The organism is uncultured Limosilactobacillus sp., from assembly GCF_934202705.1.
Lineage (GTDB): Bacteria > Bacillota > Bacilli > Lactobacillales > Lactobacillaceae > Limosilactobacillus.
This window is the reverse complement of record NZ_CAKPYE010000007.1, coordinates 1-18,252: the sequence shown is the minus strand read 5'-3', so window position 1 is coordinate 18,252 and position 18,252 is coordinate 1. Positions and strand designations below refer to the sequence as shown.

Annotated in this window: 14 protein-coding genes, 2 pseudogenes and 1 CRISPR repeat array; of the genes and pseudogenes, 11 read left to right on the top strand and 5 right to left on the bottom strand. The window is 35.6% G+C overall.

The window, feature by feature from the left end:
* Positions 1-269 precede the first annotated feature (269 nt).
* Complete coding sequence (rlmD, locus tag Q0C76_RS05635) at positions 270-1,646, top strand: 23S rRNA (uracil(1939)-C(5))-methyltransferase RlmD (RefSeq protein ID WP_295730782.1); 1,377 nt, start codon at positions 270-272, stop codon at positions 1,644-1,646.
* A gap of 381 nt (positions 1,647-2,027) precedes the next feature.
* Here the strand turns inward: rlmD and Q0C76_RS05630 are convergent, their stop codons facing one another.
* Entirely contained in the window at positions 2,028-2,321 is a 294-nt protein-coding gene (locus tag Q0C76_RS05630; RefSeq protein ID WP_295730779.1) for a hypothetical protein, read from the bottom strand.
* Positions 2,322-2,558: 237 nt separating this feature from the next.
* On the opposite strand from Q0C76_RS05630, the gene Q0C76_RS05625 reads away from it, so the two are divergent.
* Both Q0C76_RS05625 and Q0C76_RS05620 read left to right on the top strand, forming a co-directional pair.
* Entirely contained in the window at positions 2,559-2,846 is a 288-nt protein-coding gene (locus Q0C76_RS05625) for a helix-turn-helix domain-containing protein (protein WP_295730995.1), read from the top strand.
* Between the two features lie 103 nt (positions 2,847-2,949).
* Positions 2,950-3,540 (top strand): DUF4767 domain-containing protein, encoded by a 591-nt coding sequence (locus tag Q0C76_RS05620; protein ID WP_295730777.1) that lies wholly within the window; start codon positions 2,950-2,952, stop codon positions 3,538-3,540.
* 134 nt (positions 3,541-3,674) lie between these two features.
* Here the strand turns inward: Q0C76_RS05620 and Q0C76_RS08935 are convergent.
* Together Q0C76_RS08935 and Q0C76_RS05615 are read right to left on the bottom strand one after the other, a co-directional pair.
* Positions 3,675-3,851: pseudogene (locus Q0C76_RS08935) on the bottom strand (transposase); the annotation flags it as partial.
* 78 nt (positions 3,852-3,929) lie between these two features.
* Positions 3,930-4,076 carry a hypothetical protein gene (locus Q0C76_RS05615; RefSeq protein WP_295730774.1) on the bottom strand — a complete coding sequence of 49 codons (147 nt, stop codon included), beginning with the start codon at positions 4,074-4,076 and terminating at the stop codon, positions 3,930-3,932.
* Between the two features lie 1,088 nt (positions 4,077-5,164).
* On the opposite strand from Q0C76_RS05615, the gene cas9 reads away from it, so the two are divergent.
* The 4 genes from cas9 to csn2 all read left to right on the top strand — a co-directional run bounded on the left by cas9 (position 5,165) and on the right by csn2 (position 11,327).
* A complete protein-coding gene (gene cas9, locus Q0C76_RS05610; protein WP_295730772.1) occupies positions 5,165-9,262 on the top strand; it encodes a type II CRISPR RNA-guided endonuclease Cas9 in 4,098 nt (1,365 codons plus the stop codon).
* Positions 9,263-9,467: 205 nt separating this feature from the next.
* On the top strand, positions 9,468-10,376 hold the full coding sequence (gene cas1 / locus Q0C76_RS05605) for a type II CRISPR-associated endonuclease Cas1 (RefSeq protein WP_295730993.1): 909 nt from the start codon (positions 9,468-9,470) through the stop codon (positions 10,374-10,376).
* Positions 10,354-10,659: a CRISPR-associated endonuclease Cas2 gene (gene cas2 / locus Q0C76_RS05600; RefSeq protein WP_295730770.1), complete on the top strand. Its 306-nt coding sequence runs from the start codon at positions 10,354-10,356 to the stop codon at positions 10,657-10,659. Before cas1 ends, cas2 begins: the two co-directional genes overlap by 23 nt.
* Positions 10,656-11,327, top strand: a complete 672-nt coding sequence (gene csn2, locus Q0C76_RS05595; RefSeq protein WP_295730769.1) for a type II-A CRISPR-associated protein Csn2 — start codon at positions 10,656-10,658, stop codon at positions 11,325-11,327. Before cas2 ends, csn2 begins: the two co-directional genes overlap by 4 nt.
* A 31-nt stretch (positions 11,328-11,358) precedes the next feature.
* Positions 11,359-11,856: a CRISPR direct-repeat array (repeat unit 36 nt; unit sequence GTTTTAGATGTACTTCAGATCAATGATGTTTAGAAC).
* 621 nt (positions 11,857-12,477) lie between these two features.
* Here csn2 and Q0C76_RS05590 read toward each other — a convergent pair.
* Positions 12,478-13,044, bottom strand: a pseudogene (locus Q0C76_RS05590) (sugar O-acetyltransferase).
* Positions 13,045-13,761: 717 nt separating this feature from the next.
* Here Q0C76_RS05590 and Q0C76_RS05585 point away from each other — a divergent pair.
* From Q0C76_RS05585 to Q0C76_RS05575, 3 genes are read left to right on the top strand one after another with little or no spacing between them, the layout of a single operon-like run.
* On the top strand, positions 13,762-15,537 hold the full coding sequence (locus Q0C76_RS05585; RefSeq protein ID WP_295730767.1) for an oleate hydratase: 1,776 nt from the start codon (positions 13,762-13,764) through the stop codon (positions 15,535-15,537).
* Between the two features lie 30 nt (positions 15,538-15,567).
* A complete protein-coding gene (locus tag Q0C76_RS05580; RefSeq protein WP_295730764.1) occupies positions 15,568-15,810 on the top strand; it encodes a hypothetical protein in 243 nt (80 codons plus the stop codon).
* A gap of 4 nt (positions 15,811-15,814) precedes the next feature.
* The gene (locus Q0C76_RS05575) at positions 15,815-16,228 is read left to right on the top strand and encodes a hypothetical protein (protein ID WP_295730763.1); all 414 of its coding nucleotides are present in this window, start codon (positions 15,815-15,817) and stop codon (positions 16,226-16,228) included.
* Positions 16,229-16,236: 8 nt separating this feature from the next.
* On the opposite strand, the gene Q0C76_RS05570 is transcribed toward Q0C76_RS05575, so the two are convergent.
* Positions 16,237-16,938 carry a hypothetical protein gene (locus tag Q0C76_RS05570; protein WP_295730762.1) on the bottom strand — a complete coding sequence of 234 codons (702 nt, stop codon included), beginning with the start codon at positions 16,936-16,938 and terminating at the stop codon, positions 16,237-16,239.
* A gap of 188 nt (positions 16,939-17,126) precedes the next feature.
* Between Q0C76_RS05570 and Q0C76_RS05565 the strand changes: the two genes are divergently transcribed.
* Positions 17,127-17,471, top strand: a complete 345-nt coding sequence (locus Q0C76_RS05565) for a hypothetical protein (RefSeq protein ID WP_295730760.1) — start codon at positions 17,127-17,129, stop codon at positions 17,469-17,471.
* The last annotated feature ends 781 nt before the right edge of the window (positions 17,472-18,252 follow it).

Below are 18,252 nucleotides of genomic sequence, written 5' to 3'. Positions count from 1 at the left end.
TGAACAAATGATATTTGTTCAACCAGTGAGTGTCGTGCCGGGTTTGACCATGATAACGCGTTTATCAGAGACAAGTGGCGATTTGATGTCTTAATCATATCCGAATGTCTGATGAAAAGATAGATTAATTTGATCGTCTTATGAAAAAGCTAATCTAAAATAATTTTTTCGTAAGGATCAGAAAAGAGATTGGCAAAACGGTCCATTTTTGTTAGCCAACCTTTGTTATAATAAGAAAGATTTAACCGTTAGAAAATGGAGGATCAATTGTGAAGAGAAATATTCCAGTCCATAAAAATGAAGAATACTCAGCTCAGGTAACTGATTTAACATACGAAGGAAACGGATTAGTCAAGATTAATGATTTCCCGGTATTTGTTCCCAATGCTTTGCCTGGAGAAAAGATTACCGTCCGAATCACGAAAGTGGTAAGTCATTTTGCCTGGGGACGGGTGATGGATTGGCAGACCAAAAGTCCAGATCGCGTGGAGGTTAAAAATAACCAATATATTCAGACAGGAATTGCACCACTTGGTCATCTCAAATACGCAGCACAGTTAAAATTTAAGCAGCACCAAATTCAAGAACTCTTAACGAAGGCGCATTTGGATGAAATTAAAGTCCTCCCCACAATGGGGATGGAACAACCATATCATTATCGGAATAAGGCGCAGGTGCCAGTGAAGATAGTACATGGTCAATTGGCAACCGGCTTTTATAAGCGGGGCAGCCATACATTAGTACCGATTGAAGACTTTTATATTCAGGATCCGGTGATTGACCAAACGATTGTGGTGGTGCGTGATCTTTTACGAAAATATCATATTACACCCTACAATGAACAAACTGGTCAGGGGGTTATTCGCACTGTGATGGTGCGCCGTGGTTACTATAGCCATGAGGTAATGGTCGTTCTGGTTACTAACACTAAGCACCTGCCAATGGGATCAAAAATTGTTGACGGAATTGTTGCTAGTGTATCCGAAGTAAAGAGTGTTGTTCAAAACATCAATGATAAAAAGACCAACCGTTTGCTAGGCGACAAAAATAAGACGCTGTGGGGTGCCGATGAAATCCATGATCAATTGTTAGGGATTGACTTTGCAATTTCACCATTGTCTTTTTACCAAGTTAATCCGCAACAAACGGAACGCTTATACCAAACTGCGATTGATAATGCTGGACTTGATGGTTCACAAACGGTCATTGATGCCTATTGTGGCATTGGGACAATTTCTCTAGCAGTAGCTAAGCATGCCAAGCAAGTGTATGGTGTCGAAATCGTCCCCGCGGCAATTACGGATGCCAAGAAAAACGCGCAAAATAACGGAATTACCAACACTGAGTTTGTGGTGGGCAAAGCTGAAGACCAATTTGCCAAGTGGCAAGCGACTGGCTTGAAGCCAGATGTTGTAATTGTGGATCCACCGCGGAAAGGGCTTGCTGAATCCTTAATTGAAGCTACCGGCCAAATGGCGCCACAAAAAGTGATTTATGTGTCGTGTAACCCGTCAACATTAGTTCGCGATATTCAGCGATTTGCCGAACAAGGTTATCATGTTACCAAGCCGATCCAACCGGTCGATCAGTTTCCGCAGACGACGCATGTCGAGAGCGTTACTTTGCTTGAACGCACAGAAAAATAGGCGATAAACGTCGGTGTGAAGTTAATATTAATAGATTGAAAGTGTACTAATTCCAGTTTTATTGATGGAAATTTGTACACTTTTTACTTTTTCGGGTGGAGGTTTGAGTGTTCCTTGTCCTTTTTTTACGGGATGAGTGTGCAAGTGTCCATTTTGATATGAGGTTATGGAATGAGCTGTAAAAGTTGATATGACAGCGTTAAGAAATGTTAAAATGGCTGGTTTTGAGTTAACAAATGAGTGGACTAAGCTACTGACATAGAATCGAGTTTTCACTTATTGGGTAAATTTTCTTGAGAAGAATGTACATTCAGCTATAAATAAAAAGGCACTCAGTCAAAATAACTGAATGCCATAGAGATAAAATATCTGCCGACAAAGTTAACCAGCTACAGCTAAAATACATACTGCTGGATCAGAAGACCAGGTTGGTTTTAAGCCAGGAAAGACATGCTTAGTAAACATATCACTCTTTAAATGAGCTTTAGCATGTTCTACCAAATCAAATCCATGAAGAACTTGGACATATTCATCACGAACTAATAGTTGCTTAGTTTCTGCTCCAGGAATTGTTTTAAAAAGTGGTTCTCGATAATCTGTATAAAATTTTGCGGCTGCTTCACGATTCTTTTCAGGGATAACCATCGTTACTTGTAAATATGCTTTGACTGCCATTATTAAAACTTCCTGTCTTAATTAATCCTTCAATTTTTATGATAGGATTTCATTGAGTAGATTGATATATTTTCAAAAGAGATTAAGGTACTCAAAAATTGATTATGATGGTTAGCATGTATCAACATAAGTTGCCGAAGGAATACTATTGTACGGTTGATTAAGCATTAAGTGTCTTTGGCGGTAAGTGGAAACCGCGTTTACTTTGTATTTTGGGGCACAACGGCAGTGTTCGTTATGGTACTTAAAAATTCAATGGATAATATCTCTGATATTGCGTTATTTAATTCACTTAAGGAATTACAAGAGGATGACATTGTGATTCGCCATCAATATAATAAAATGCCGGTGAGAGTTGAGTATTCATTATCTAAAAAAGGTAAAACACTTATTCCAGTCTTGGATGTTATTTCAACCTTGGCCTTCCATAATAGTGATATTAGTTTGTATAAAGGTAAGCATTTTGAGAAATTTCATCGAAGTAGTTTTAAGCCATTGTATAAGAAAAACATCCAGCCAAAATAGATGAGGACCGCATATTTTAAATATTCACATCACAAATTAGTATTTCTTTTGAAAAAGTAAAGAGTTAAACTGAAACGGTAATAACAAATTTGAAGATTAAGTTATGAAAAAGTTTTTACTAACTACGTTAGCAATTGCTAGTTTGGGGATGCTAACGGCATGTGGAAAGCAAAGTTCGCCGACTAACCATCGTAATATTACTAGTACGTCTTCATCTAGTACGGCCAATGATAATCAAAATAACTATAATGATGGTAGAAGTACCGCTAGTTCTCATCACCAGAGTGGTGTGTTATGGAATTCTTCAAAGGATAAGCAACTAGAAGGATTTATGAATAGTTGGGCACCAACAATGCACCAGTCATATGAAAAATATTCTGGTGATGGTGACCTTCACGTCAATGTTGGTATGGATTATCCATCAGGCTTCAGTAAGGAAGTTACCCCAGACGGGGGTTCAATTGGTTGGTCACCATCTGGTAAGGGGCCTTACGACTACAATGTGGTTGCAATTTATAATTACAACCACAATGGTGGTGGACAATTAATGCGGATCACGTATTTCTTTACTTTCCATAATGGGAAGCCGGTTGCATTGGTTGACCAAACTAATAACGGGGATCCAACATGTAGGCCAACTGCTAACGTCAATGTTTCGTCAAACTTTGAAAAGATCGCGAATGGTCAAAACTAATATAAAGATCGATGTTGTTGCTGAAGCAACATCGATCTTTTTCTGGCTATTTGTCAATTTCAACTGATAGTTAATTTTGACCAGTTCAAGCAACTAGTTTGCTTGGACTGGTTTTTCTAATCAGTATGGGTTCGTTAAACATGATATTGGAATTTTTTTAATACTATTAGGATGTGAATGCGTAATCGAAAAAAGTTACAAAAGTTATAAGCCTTCCGTTTAAGCACTTTAATCTTGTTGTTAGTGCTTTCAATTTGGTCGTTAGTCAACTGGTATTTAAAAATCCTAATGATTTCATCATGGTGTTGACGTAAAGTCCGCTGAAATTATTGGGATTGCTTAGGCAGACTGTTTAGTTTACGCTTTAAAAGCGCCGTTAGTTCGGCCACTTAACTAATTGCATCAACCAAGGTTTGGTAGTAGTTATAAGCTTTTTGTAAGTCGTCTGACATAACTATCAAACGGTCCACGACTTCACTACTGGACAACCAATCGCTACGAAAGTTACGTCGTGGACGGTGATGAACATTATCCAAGAAACTAGCTTTCTGTAAAAGTAGTTCCAAAAACGCTTCGATGCGTGATATTCATGAGTTTAATGACCATAATTATTCATTACCTTGATCCGGACAGTTTGAAGGGCTCGATAAGCCTGGGCGACGATGAAAAATAATGTTCGCATTAGAAAACAATTCTTTAATTAGGTCTTGGAAGGGTTGGTAGAGACAGACCACAATTAACCGTACTGCCAGCCATGATTGACGGGATTCAATAAGAACATACTAATCCCACTTGTCGCAAGCTTGCCTTACTGAAAGCCATCAAAAAGTAGCCAGTTTTTATCTGGGATGAAGAGATCTTCTAGCGAATCAATGGTTATGGCAAAGATGTTGGCAGAACCATGGTAATCCTTAGTTAACTCGCTCTGTGAAATATTCCGGTGAAGGTCTTTGGTATAACGTTATTGGCAATCCGTTAGCCACTGATAATATCGTTAATCGTGGCGATTTTCGTTACAGTTTCCGAACATTTGGCTGTTGGCTTACAAATATACTGTTATTTTCTAAACATCAGAAAGGTCTTTACACCAGCGATCGATAGGGCGGTGACAACTACCAGATGATGGCGGAAGCCGTTCTTTAACATTGGTGGCCACAGATTGGACAAGGTACTTGCGAGTCTTGAGAAAATGAATGACTTTGGTGTTACCACCAATCGTTTCGGTTCTTCCATGATCTAAATTGAAGCCTTGGGTCTTGGATGACGGTTAAAAAATTTGATATCATTAGTCATGAGGATTAATTTCTTTTCTGGATGACAATCACCACGTTTTGGGGTTGTGTGGTGATGTATGACCATATAAATGAAAAAACGGCACTGATGAAATATTACATCAGTACTGAATAGTGTAGAACCGCTATCAGTGAATTCTTGACGTTGTGAGGCGAGTGTCAGTTTCAATTTCTACACTTAATTTTAATATATTTAATTTCAGCAGAAAGTGATAAAAGAAGGTGTAAAATTGGCACATTGTTCTCTACAGTAAAGAAAAAGAATTAATAATAGTATCCGCTTTCATTCTCTTGTGATATAGTTAACTTGCCTAACAAAGGAGGAAGCATATATGTATAATAAGGAATATTCTGTTGGCCTCGATATTGGGACGACATCAGTTGGTTTTTCAGCAATTGATAAAGATTATAAGCCCATCAAATTGAAGGGTAAAACTGTCATAGGTGCTAACTTATTTAAGGAAGGTGAAACTGCGGCTGAGCGACGTGGTTATCGGACTACTCGTCGACGTCTTAAAAGGCGAAAATGGCGATTAGCCTTGTTAGAGGAGATATTTGATCCGTATATGGCGGAAGTTGATCCGACCTTCTTTGCTAGACTAAAGGAATCTAATTTATCTCCAAAGGATAGTCGAAAGCAATTTACTAATTCACTACTATTCCCCAAAAGAACCGATAGTAGTTTTTATGAAGATTTTCCAACAATTTACCATTTACGAAATCATTTGATGAAAGGCAAAGAAAAATCCGATCTTCGTGAAATTTTTTTAGCGATTCATCACATTGTAAAATATCGTGGTAATTTTCTATATAATATGTCAGTTGATGATTTTAATACTGACTCTGTTGATTTTTCTCAGGATTTTTCAGCTGTTAATGAAGCCTACTTACAATTAGACCCAATCAAGCTATTTCAGTTAAATAAAGATAATATTGAAGAAGTATCTCATAATTTATTAGATAATGGTATGAGTAATTTAGACAAGCAAAAGACGATTGCAAAACTACTTTTTGTGAAGTCCGAAGATAGGGAGGCTAATAAAGCTAATAACATAATTGTCAAGCAAATTAGTAAGGCTATGCTAGGTTATAAGTTCGATTTAGCTAGTGTTTTAAAAGTAATTACTGAAGATAAAAGCAAATGGAAAATTAGCTTTGGTGCTGAAAATATTGATGAAGTTTTAGAAGATTTAATTACTGATTTAAATGAACAACAACTAGAAATTTTGAATATTCTTTTAAAACTTCATTCGCAGATTGCTTTGAATGATATTGTACCTAGTGGCATAACTTTAAGTAAATCAATGATCCAAAAATACAATGATCATAAAGAGCACTTAAAAATATTGAAAAAGTATGCCAAATCCTTAAATCGTGAGTCTTATCGAAAAATAATGGATGCATATGCTGCCTATATTGGAAACGATTCTGTGAAAAAGGCTACGCAAGAGGATTTCTATAAGGCCATTAAACGTCAATTAAATGATTCGGAATTAGCCAGTGAGATTAATGAACTGATTGCTAATAATAAATTTATGCCTAAGCAGCGAACTAATCAAAATGGGGTTATTCCATATCAGTTGCATCTTAAAGAATTAAACCAGATTATTAAAAATCAGAGTCAGTATTATCCTTGGCTTGCGGAGTTGAATCCTAATAAAGCGCGACGACGTAAAGCAAAATATAAGATTGGTGAACTAGTGGCTTTTCGGATACCATATTATGTCGGTCCGTTGATTACGGAAGAAGATCAACAAAAGACATCAGATGCGGATTTTGCTTGGATGATTCGAAAGGGTGAAGGGAAAATCACTCCTTGGAATTTTGATGAAAAGGTTGATCGCATGGCATCCGCAAATAAGTTTATTAAGCGGATGACGACTAAGGATACTTATTTGTTAGGGGAATCCGTCTTACCGGATCATAGTTTGTTATATGAACGTTATAAGGTATTAAGTGAACTTAATATCGTCAGAGTTAATGGTCATAGATTAAACATTGGCTTAAAGCAAGATATTTACCATGATTTATTTGAAAAGCATAAAAGGGTCACTAAAAAGCAATTAGTAAATTACCTTGAGTCCAAAGGTTTTCCCGCTAATCCAATCATTAGTGGCTTATCAGATCCAGCTAGGTTTAATTCTTCGTTAGCAACATTTATTGATTTTAGAACCATTTTTGGATCAAAGATTAATGATCCGGATAAGTTTGAAAAGATTATTGAATGGATTACTATTTTTGAAGATAAAAAAATTTTAAAAGAAAAAATTTCTGAAGAGAAATGGATAAGTGATTCGCAAATTACAGAATTGCTTGCTAAACAATATCGCGGTTGGGGACGCTTATCGATGAAATTATTGTCAGAATTTAAGGATCAAAATGGTAATTCGATTATTGATCTTATGTGGAATTCTTCAAAAACTTTTATGGAAATCATTAATGAACCTGTATTTGCTGAACAAATAAAAAATGAGAATCAAGATCAGTTAAAAGAAGAGGATTACAAATCGATACTAGATGATGCGTATACTTCTCCGCAAAACAAAAAGGCAATTCGCCAAGTAATCAAAGTTGTAGATGATATTGTAAGTGCGGCAGGGAAAGCCCCCAAATTTATTTCTATTGAGTTTGCTCGCGAAGATCAATCCTCACGGAGAACTCAATCTCGGTTAACACAATTGAAGCGAATTTATGAAAGTACTGCTAAGGAATTAGTTCAGAACGAAAGAGTAAGAAAAGAATTTGGTAATATAAAGGACTTGGATGATCGATTATATTTATACTTCACTCAGTTAGGTAGAGATATGTACACTGGTGAAATAATTAATATTGATGAAATCTCATCGCGTTATGATATTGACCATATTCTTCCTCAAGCATTTATTAAAGATGATTCCTTAGATAATAAGGTCTTAGTAAGTCGTGCTATCAATAATGGTAAATCTAACAATGTTCCACTGAATTTATTTGGCAATAAGATGAAACCTTTCTGGGATAAGTTAAAAGATCATCGTTTAATTAGTAAGCGGAAGTATGAACATTTAATAACTAATCCAGATACAATTGATAAATATAGGGCAAATGGCTTTATTAATCGTCAATTAGTTGAAACTAGACAGGTAATAAAACTAGCAGCTAACATTCTTTCTAGTCGTTATTCGGATGCTGGAACACAGATTATTGAGGTGAAGGCTAATTTAAACCACCAAATGCGTAAGTCGTTTAACCTTTATAAAAATCGGGAAGTTAACGATTATCACCACGCTGTAGATGGGTATTTAAGTGCTTTTGTGGGACAATATCTTTATAATCGTTATCCAGCGCTTCAATCATATTTCGTATATGGAAAGTATCAGCGTTTTTTTGATCAAAGAGTTAAAACTAATCTCAAGTTTAATCACTTTAATTTCTTATATGATTTAACTTCATCTGATCAAGAAACCATTGTTAATAAAAGTACTGGTGAGATTATTGGTAAGCAATCAGAATTGATTAGCCAAATTAAGCGGGTATATGGACTTAAATATATGCTAATCTCTCAAGAAACATATACGAATTCTGGAGCAATGTTTGATCAAACTATTTATCCTGCTAAATCAAATAAAACACTAATTCCCATTAAAAGTGGCAAACCAATCCAAATTTATGGAGGATATAGTGGCAATAAGGATGCTTATATGTCAATTATTCGGATAAAGGGGAAAAAAGAAGATAAATTAAAAGTTGTCGGTGTACCGATGCGAGCACTTACAAGATTAAATAAATTGAAAAAGCAAGACTATGATAGTTATTTAGAAGGATTATATAGGGTATTAGCTGAGACAACCGCTAAAGTTCAAACGAATCGAAGAAACGGTCAAAAGAAGAAAGAATATCTTCAATTTGATATAGTGATTCCTAAAATTAACTATCGGCAATTAATAATTGACGGCCAGTTAAAGTACACGTTGGGGAGTTCTACTTACCAATATAACGCTCGGCAATTAGTCCTTTCTAATAATTCAGTGAAGATTCTTGCTACAGATTTCACTAAAAGTAGCGATACAATTGAAGAACAAAATGAACAGTTAATGTATGTTTATGATGAAATCTTAAATAAGATTAATCAATACTTACCGCTTTATGATAAGAATAAATTTAGAACTGGTCTTAAAAAGGGGCGGGATAAATTTGAAGCCTTACCAGTTTTACCAGTCTATGATGGTGCTGCTAAAAAAGGAGAAGGTAAAGTTGAAGTATTGAGAAATATTCTAATGGGACTTCATGATGATCCTGCGACGGGAAATTTGAAGTCAATTGGGATAAAAACACCCTTTGGAATGTTGCAATCACCGAAAGGAATATTAATTTCAAAAAATGCTAAGTTGATATACGACTCTCCAAGTGCACTTTTTCAGCGAGAGTTAAGGGTTAGCGATTTAATTAAATAAGCAAGCTACTAGAAAAGGGAAATCGATCATTAGAACGATTTCCCTTTTGACTTATGTATTTGGTCAGATAACTGACTCAAAAATTGAAACTTCTGTACAAAATGTACTGTTTGATTTTAACTCTGTATTTCAGATCAATGATGTTTAAAGTGTCGTTAGCTAAGCGACATAGTTATTTTACCATAGAAAAATGGAGATGACAAATATGGGATGGCGTTCCGTTATAATAACTCAGCACGCAAAATTATCGTATAAATCACATTTAATGGTGGTGCAAACAAGGGATGGAATAAGTCAGGTACCAATAGAAGATATCCAACTACTATTGGTATCTACTACCCAGGCAGTTATTACTACTGCTTTAATTAGCGAATTAGCCAATCAAGATGCAAAGATTATCTTTGTCGATAAAAATATGCAACCAAATTGTGAGATTAATAATTATTATCCAAATAATCGGACAATTGACTTATTAGAAACACAGTTCAGTTGGTCACAGAATTTACGGGAGCTTCTATGGACAAAGATTATTTATCAAAAAATAAAAAACCAAATTCAGGTATTAAAAATTTACGGACATCCGGTTAATAAAGTTGAGACTGAATTGGATAAGTTAGAAATAAATGATTTGACTAATCGTGAAGCAACCGTTGCTAGACAATATTTTCCGCTGTTATTTGAAAACAAGAAATTTTCTCGAAGGACTGGGACCGCAGTTAACGCAGCACTAAATTATGGTTATTCAATATTATTGTCAATGGTTAATCGAGAAATTGTTGAAAGGGGTTATCTGACAACATTAGGAATCCATCATAGAAGTAATGAGAATCAGTTTAATTTAGGTTCTGATCTCATGGAACCGTTTCGTCCAGTTATTGATTATTGGGTAGCTAATCAGAATTTTACGGAATTAACTCCAGATGTGAAATATGGTTTGGTTGATGCGTTAAACATTGAACTTACCTATTGTGGAAAGAAAACTTTATTACGGAATGCTTTGAGTAAGTATGTCGGTAATTGTTTAAATTACCTTAGTGGGATAACTAAAGAGATTAATTTAGAAATGGAGTTAAAGAATGAGGTACCAAATAATGCGCTTATTAATCATGTTTGATTTGCCAGTTGAAACAAGCAAACAAAGAAAAGCATATCGTCAATTTCGAAAAAGACTAATTAATGAGGGGTTTACAATGATCCAATATTCAGTTTACGTTCGGGTTTGTGTTAGTAGACAATCAGCAGGATTTATTGAGAAAAGGGTAGGTCAATTTCTTCCAACAGAAGGCATTATTCAGTCACTAATGCTAACTGAGAAGCAATATAATGATATGCATTTTCTTTTAGGACGAGAGAAAGAAGATGTTAGAAATTACTCAGGAAGGACGGTAATTCTATGAAGCTTACTTATAATGGTCATAAATCAGTTTCTCTTAATCCTGGGGAAATTACTGTTGTTGCAACTAATACGCCAGTCGTTTTTAATGAAATTATGAGTGGTTTAAATGACTTTAATGAATTGGTTAAGCTTGTTGATGACTCATATAATTCTTTAGAAGTAACTAAAATGATTGATTTGGATTCGGAGGTATTGATGAATCACAAATTATATGAAAAATATTCTAAAGACATTGTTAAAGCAGAAATCGACAATATGCCTTTGGAATATCATGAAAAAGTTAATAAAGAAGTGCAACGACTATTTACGGTACTTCAAGAATCACTTTTTATGACAGATTTACCAATTGAAGTGAGTTATGATGGTGACTTAAAAAGGCTATTATCTTATAGCCGAATTAAATTATCAGCAGAGCATGAAATGAGGCCGTATGATATAATTGCTTCAGATCTTAAAATACATCTAGAATGCAATTTAAAAAGCATTGTCTGTTTTTGTAATATAGCTAATTACTTAAGCAGGTCCGAGTTTTGTGAATTACAAGCGGAAGTAAAAAGCTTGAATATCCCGCTTTTATTAATAGAATTCTCAGAAATTAATGAACGATCTTTTTATCAAGAAAGTAATTGTCTCTTTATAGATCAAGACTTCATTGATTGGATGCTCTAAAACCATTGCTTTCATTAATTAGAATTTAATGGTTTTAGATGTACTTCAGATCAATGATGTTTAGAACATTTATTTCATTTAGGTAGGTAAATATGGTGTTTTAGATGTACTTCAGATCAATGATGTTTAGAACCCTGCGCCGTGAAATACGATCCTGCCCGTAGTTTTAGATGTACTTCAGATCAATGATGTTTAGAACATTTATAAAGAATAAAGCAAACAATATCTCGTTTTAGATGTACTTCAGATCAATGATGTTTAGAACCCACTGATTCTGAAACCACTGAAGTAAAAGGTTTTAGATGTACTTCAGATCAATGATGTTTAGAACGATAACTGGTAACGACCGCATAGACGTAGAGTTTTAGATGTACTTCAGATCAATGATGTTTAGAACCCCTTCTTATTTAATGGGCTGGGAAGATCAGTTTTAGATGTACTTCAGATCAATGATGTTTAGAACACACGCCAATTAAGGAACGCTTCCCTGAAAGTTTTAGATGTACTTCAGATCAATGATGCTTAGAATGATTTTATGGAAATATAAAGAAAACAATTGATGTTAGGGCGGAGATAAAACTTTAATGTTATAGGTCTTTTAATGAAAGGTAATACTAAACCTTAAAAGGACAATTATATGACATGCTTCATAATTGTTAGACAGAAAATCGGCTATAATGCCCTCCGAGTATACAGATGAAATAAAAACTCATCTCAAATATTCGGAGGGTTTTTCTATGGGTGGAAAATCAGGAACTCTATGACGCTAAAATGGAGCGTGATATCTTAAAAAATCGCTGTCCCTGTTCAGATTCTCAAAGCCAGTAATAAAACGCAAATAGTGGATCAGATCAGGGACGATCAAGCATAAATGATCAAGAATCAACGTTATAAAATTGGTAACCCGCTCAAAGCAATTTAGCTTGCCCAAGGCAACCTACCTTGATAACGCTCCCCCCACGATAGCGTCCGAAGAATAAGGAGCTTACGACGAAGCAATTCGAAAGATGCAAAATGCGAAGAGTATCGTTATAATGGAGTGCACAGAAAAATAAGCGGCAAACGCATGATAGTATTCATGATAGATTAAAAGTGTACTAATTCCTTTGTTGATGATTGGAATTAGTACACTTTTTAGTACGATAACCTACTATTCTTGTTTTATTTTTTTAATGACTTTTGCTGGGACGCCACCAACAAGGGTATTGTCTGGTACATCTTTAGTAATGACTGCTCCAGCAGCCGCTACGACCCTGTTGCCAATAGTTACCCCGGGACAAATTGTGCAATGACCACCAATCCAGACATCATTACCAATTTTTACTGGTTTACCAATTTCCAGCCGCTTTTACCGACCCTTACCAGTGAGGGGATGGTTAACGGTATAGATATCGGTGTTAGGGCCAATCCATACATTGTTACCAATCTCAACCGGTGCAATATCCAGAATAGTTAAATTATAGTTAGCCAGGAAATTGTCGCCAACATGGATGTTCTTCCGGTAGTCAACATTTAAGCGGCTATGAACAACTAAGTTTTTTTCCTGCTGAGCCAAAATTTCCCTTGCCTTGGCTTCTTGTTGCTGTGGATCATTTTCTGGGATGGCATTAAATTCTTGGCAGAGAGTTGCTGAGTTAACTTTTCGAGCTACAACTTCGGGATCATTGACCTTATACCATTCGCCGTCTTGTAATTTTTGTAATTCAGATTTTTCCATCGTTTACTTTCTCCTTGTGAACTTTCATCTCATCAATCTCTGAACATGAAGTGATTGATGAGATGATAATTCTAATCAATAAACTACTTTATTACACTTCTTCTTACTATTATAAGTTTTTTTCCTTAGGATCGTGAAACCATCCGCTACTGAGGTTAATTCTTAGGGGAAAAGGAGTGAAATCTAGATGCTTTTGTTACTGAGTTTTGCATCATTGTGAATCAAGACAATTTATTGTGCTAACCATATTAGTAAACGTCGTAATGCAATGGCTCGTAAAATCATGTATTGAACAATTAACCGGCTATTCACAACCATCGATGATACATTGGGTCTGCTTGCTATGCATCAAAGAAACCATTTCTCCAAAGCCAAAAATCCAAGAAGATTACAAATGAAGCTGTCCATAAACAAATTAGAACGATCTGCTATAAAATTATGATATTTATCGAGGTAGCAATTAGATGATGAACAGTGAAGTAGAAGTTAAAGAGTGCTAGCGCCTGTAACATGAAAATTAAGCAGAGGGAACGTTGTAAATTGCGATCCCCAATTTACCGTAAAAGACACGTTACGAAAAACAATCCCTACTGTTCACTCTGTAGTGTTGACTATCTTTAGTAAAATTGTGCTAATAAAATTGACACTTTGAACCGCTTTCAATAAAATTGAGGTAACTGTAGCACTATTATTCTGATTCAGAAGGGAGTCATAAAAGTGTACTATTCAAATGGTAATTACGAAGCTTTTGCTCGGCCAAAGAAGCCCGCAGATGTTGAAAAGAAACATGCTTATATTGTTGGTGGTGGACTGGCCGGTTTATCAGCAGCTGTTTTCCTGATTCGTGATGGTCAAATGCCGGGGGAAAACATTCATATTTTTGAAGAATTACCTGTGGCCGGTGGATCCCTTGATGGGGCTGATCGACCTGGCGTAGGTTTTGTTACCCGTGGTGGGCGTGAAATGGAAAACCACTTTGAGTGTATGTGGGATATGTATCGATCCATCCCTTCACTGGAAATTCCTGGGGCTTCCTACCTCGATGAGTATTACTGGTTAGATAAGGAAGACCCGAACAGTTCAAATTGTCGATTAACTTATCATCGGGGGAATGAAGTCCCTTCGGACGGAAAATATGGTCTAAGCAAGAAGTCAATTAAGGAGTTAACCAAGCTGATTATGACTCCGGAAGATCAACTAGGAAGAAAGACCATTAGCGAATACTTCTCTGAAGATTTCTTTAACAGTAATTTCTGGATTTACTGGTCAACGATGTTTGCTTTCGAACGGTGGCACTCATTAGCAGAAATGCGCCGTTACATGATGCGCTTTATCCACCATATCGATGGGTTACCTGACTTTACTGCACTAAAGTTTAATAAATATAACCAATACGAATCCATGACCAAGCCATTGTTGGCTTACCTAAAAGACCATCAAGTTAAGATGGAGTATGATGCTCAGGTTAAGAACGTGATTGTTGACACCCGAAACCAACAAAAGCACGCGAAGAAGATCGTGTTAACTCAAGCAGGTGAAGAAAAAGAGATCGATTTAACTGATGATGACCTTGTTTTTGTAACTAATGGTTCAATTACCGAGAGTTCGACTTACGGCAGTCATCATCAGGCTGCTCGTCCAACCCAGGCACTGGGTGGTAGTTGGAAATTATGGGAAAACCTAGCTAAGCAGTCACCAGACTTTGGTCACCCGGATGTCTTTTGTAAGAATCTTCCTGAGCGAAGTTGGTTTGTCTCAGCTACGGCAACCATTGAAAATCCGCAAGTCGATCCATACATCGAACGCTTAACTAAGCGGGATCTTCATGACGGTAAGGTGAATACTGGTGGAATTATTACCGTTACCGACTCTAACTGGATGCTTTCATGGACCATTCATCGTCAGCCACACTTCAAGCAGCAAAAGAAGAATGAAACGATTGTCTGGATTTATGGCTTATTCTCCAACACTAAGGGAAACTACATTAAGAAGCGAATCGTTGATTGTACTGGTGAAGAAATTACTAAGGAATGGCTGTATCACCTGGGTGTCCCTGAATCCTTAATTGATGACTTAGCCAAGGAAAGTTCTATTAATACGGTTCCGGTTTACATGCCATTTATTACTAGTTACTTCATGCCGCGGGTTAAGGGTGACCGACCAGCGGTGGTTCCTGAAGGCTCGGCAAACCTGGCCTTTATCGGGAATTTCGCTGAATCACCAAGTCGGGATACAGTCTTTACCACTGAATATTCTGTGCGAACCGCAATGGAAGCTGTTTATACTTTACTTGATGTTGATCGCGGTGTACCGGAAGTCTTCAATTCAATTTATGATATTCGTGAATTGATGCGGGCAATGTATTACATGAATGATAAAAAGCCAATTGAAGAAATGGACTTGCCAATTCCAAAGGTGATTCGAAAGCCTTTGCTAAAGAAGCTTAAGAACAACTGGATTGGTGAAATAATGAAACAACAGCATTTACTTTAATTGAATATTGGAAAGGAAAGTGCCCAACAATTGTTAGACGAGGGATCCAATGATTGCTGGGCTCTGTTATATGGTCAAATAACTATTCCGTTAAGGGTTTGGTATCGGAATCGTGATTATTACCATCAACGGTCAGATTTTCGGTGGGTTGAAGTATTTGTTGAGCTTGATATTTCAGAAGAGAAAGTCATTTTAAGTAATTTTGAAGCAGGGCACTTTGGCTTAAATAATTTTTATTACTCATCGGAAACTAATGATGAAGAATGGGAGTAGGTTCATGAAATTTATTCAATATAATCTTACTGGGAAAGTTGTTGAGCAATATTTAACTGACGTCAAGCATTTAAAAGCTAATCCAGTTGCTGAAAAAGTTAGAATTACTATGAATAGTGGAAAGAAATATGTTGGCTTTTGGGATACATTTATAGAGAACCATAAATTACCAGACAAAATTAAGGTTAGTCGATATGACTTGGATGAAGAAACAGGAAAGCTAAGAAGTAATAAAGATATTGCAGATTACGTGCCTGTAAAGAGAATTACTAAAATCGAAGCTATCTTGTATAGCAATCCACGTTGGGGAACCCGCGCTACTAATAAGTTTGTCTTTGCAAAACCAGTAAAGTTTGATTCTGACAAGGATCCATTCTTTAAAAATTGGTCGAAAAAAAACACCCAGCAAAATAGCTGAGTGTAAGATTAGTTGATACTATTTAATAGTTCAACTAATTCTTGGGTGTTCAATGATGAAGGATTGGTTAACCAGTGACGCTTTGTACCGTATTTACTGACGGTTTGATAATACTCTAAGAGTTTAATGCCTGATGGTGTAATACTTATCCAACATGGTTCTTTTAAATAAACTTTATCAATATGAGTATTTGAAGTAATTAGTCCAGTGAATATATTAGCTAGTAATCTTCTAATAGCCCTTGAATTGACAATTTCTGCAAAGAATGCCCCTTCCATGTAAATTGTGGTCTTTCGTACTTCATCAGAAGGTTCAAGTTTTATCTGAAAAGAAGGATTAGTAGAACAACGGTAGACCAAGGCTAACCAAACAAAGTTATAGTAGCCCATCGTTTTATAGGCGTTAGTTTGATTAGAAATCAAAAAGTAGGAATGCAGCTGAGCTCTTAGTTTTGACCAATTTTCATATTCCAAGAGATTAAAGGAAGTATAGGCATGTCCCTTAATTTCGTTATTGTGGGCGGAAAACCTTAAATAATATAGTCTCTGTTTGTATACAACATAAACATAGAGACTCTCGCTAATTGAGGAAGCACTGACAGAAACAATTTTATATCCATTACCGGGGTAGGATTGACGAACAGTGGCTAAAATATCCTGGTGTAATTTTTCCGTCATTTCTTTCGATAGTTTTTTACTAATTTCTAACACCTTCTTTTAAGTTTCAGTAATTAATATATCATGGGTTTATCTTAATTACTTTTCTATCTTTGAACGTTTTTTGTCAAACGGAATCTTTTCTGTTCTGAAAAATTAGATGGTAAGTTTACTGTTATTTTTATTATGATGAGTAATGATTATCTGTGATAATTACTTAGTAATTCTATTTAGAGGAGCTAATGGGGGATTATCATATGCTTACCATTGTGATAATAAGATTTAAACAATTTATTCTAAAAATTCAGAAAGTTATTTTTAAATCGCACGCTAATAATATACAGAAGTTAAATGAGCCGAAAATCAGTAAAAAAGATAATTTAACACAAGAGCAGCGTATTTATTCCATACATAAGGACGAGAAAGTCACTTTAAGAAAAACAATAAAAAATTGTGCAGTGTTAACTAACAATGATGATAGTTCAGTTAACAAACATAGGACAACAAAATCTATCAGTTCAAAGTTTGAAAACCGTAAGGGGAAATTGTTTATCCGCTTGATAGGCACACTTTCCTTACCAGATTAAATTTAAACTATTATGTATCACGTCAACACAAATTAGCTGATATTTATGGGAGAGTTGCTGTTGTAATGGAAGATAAGGTTAGGGATGTTCGCTTTCCTGCTGTTTACTGTCAAACATGTTATAAATTCTTTGTTCTTGAACACGTTTATAGATGGCTACAGAGTAAGGGGTGAGTTTTATGTCGAATAGTAACCAACGAATATTGGACAGATAGGCAAAACCTTATTAAGGAGAATAAATCTACTGATGATATTTATGGTGATCCTGAATCACATCTTCATTACCTTGGATATAATGTTAATTCTAAAATTGGCTTATCAAAGGCACAACGAAGACATATTTTGCGGCAAATTGTTGTAAATAAAGAAATGATTCAAGCAGAAATAACTTATTTAACTCGTCGTAACCAATATAATTACAATTTCAAAAGGGCAATTAATAAATGGTACAATGATCTTTTGTTTATTGAGAATCTTGATTTAAATTATAGCCGAATTCCTATGGCAGAATTAAGGGTTAACAAATATCATCACTACTAATTTAAAATGAGAATTTAGTAAAACTAATCCGAAAGTTTTGCTTTAGTATAAAGTCATTCATTGGTGGAGATTTTCTTTGGAATAAACATTGAAAATTGAATTAGTAGAGATTATCTGATACATTTTTTATTGAAAAAGCAACGAGGAGATTATTGTGATGACACAACACAACACAACACAACACAACACAACACAACACAACACAACACAACACAACACAACACAACACAACACAACACAAC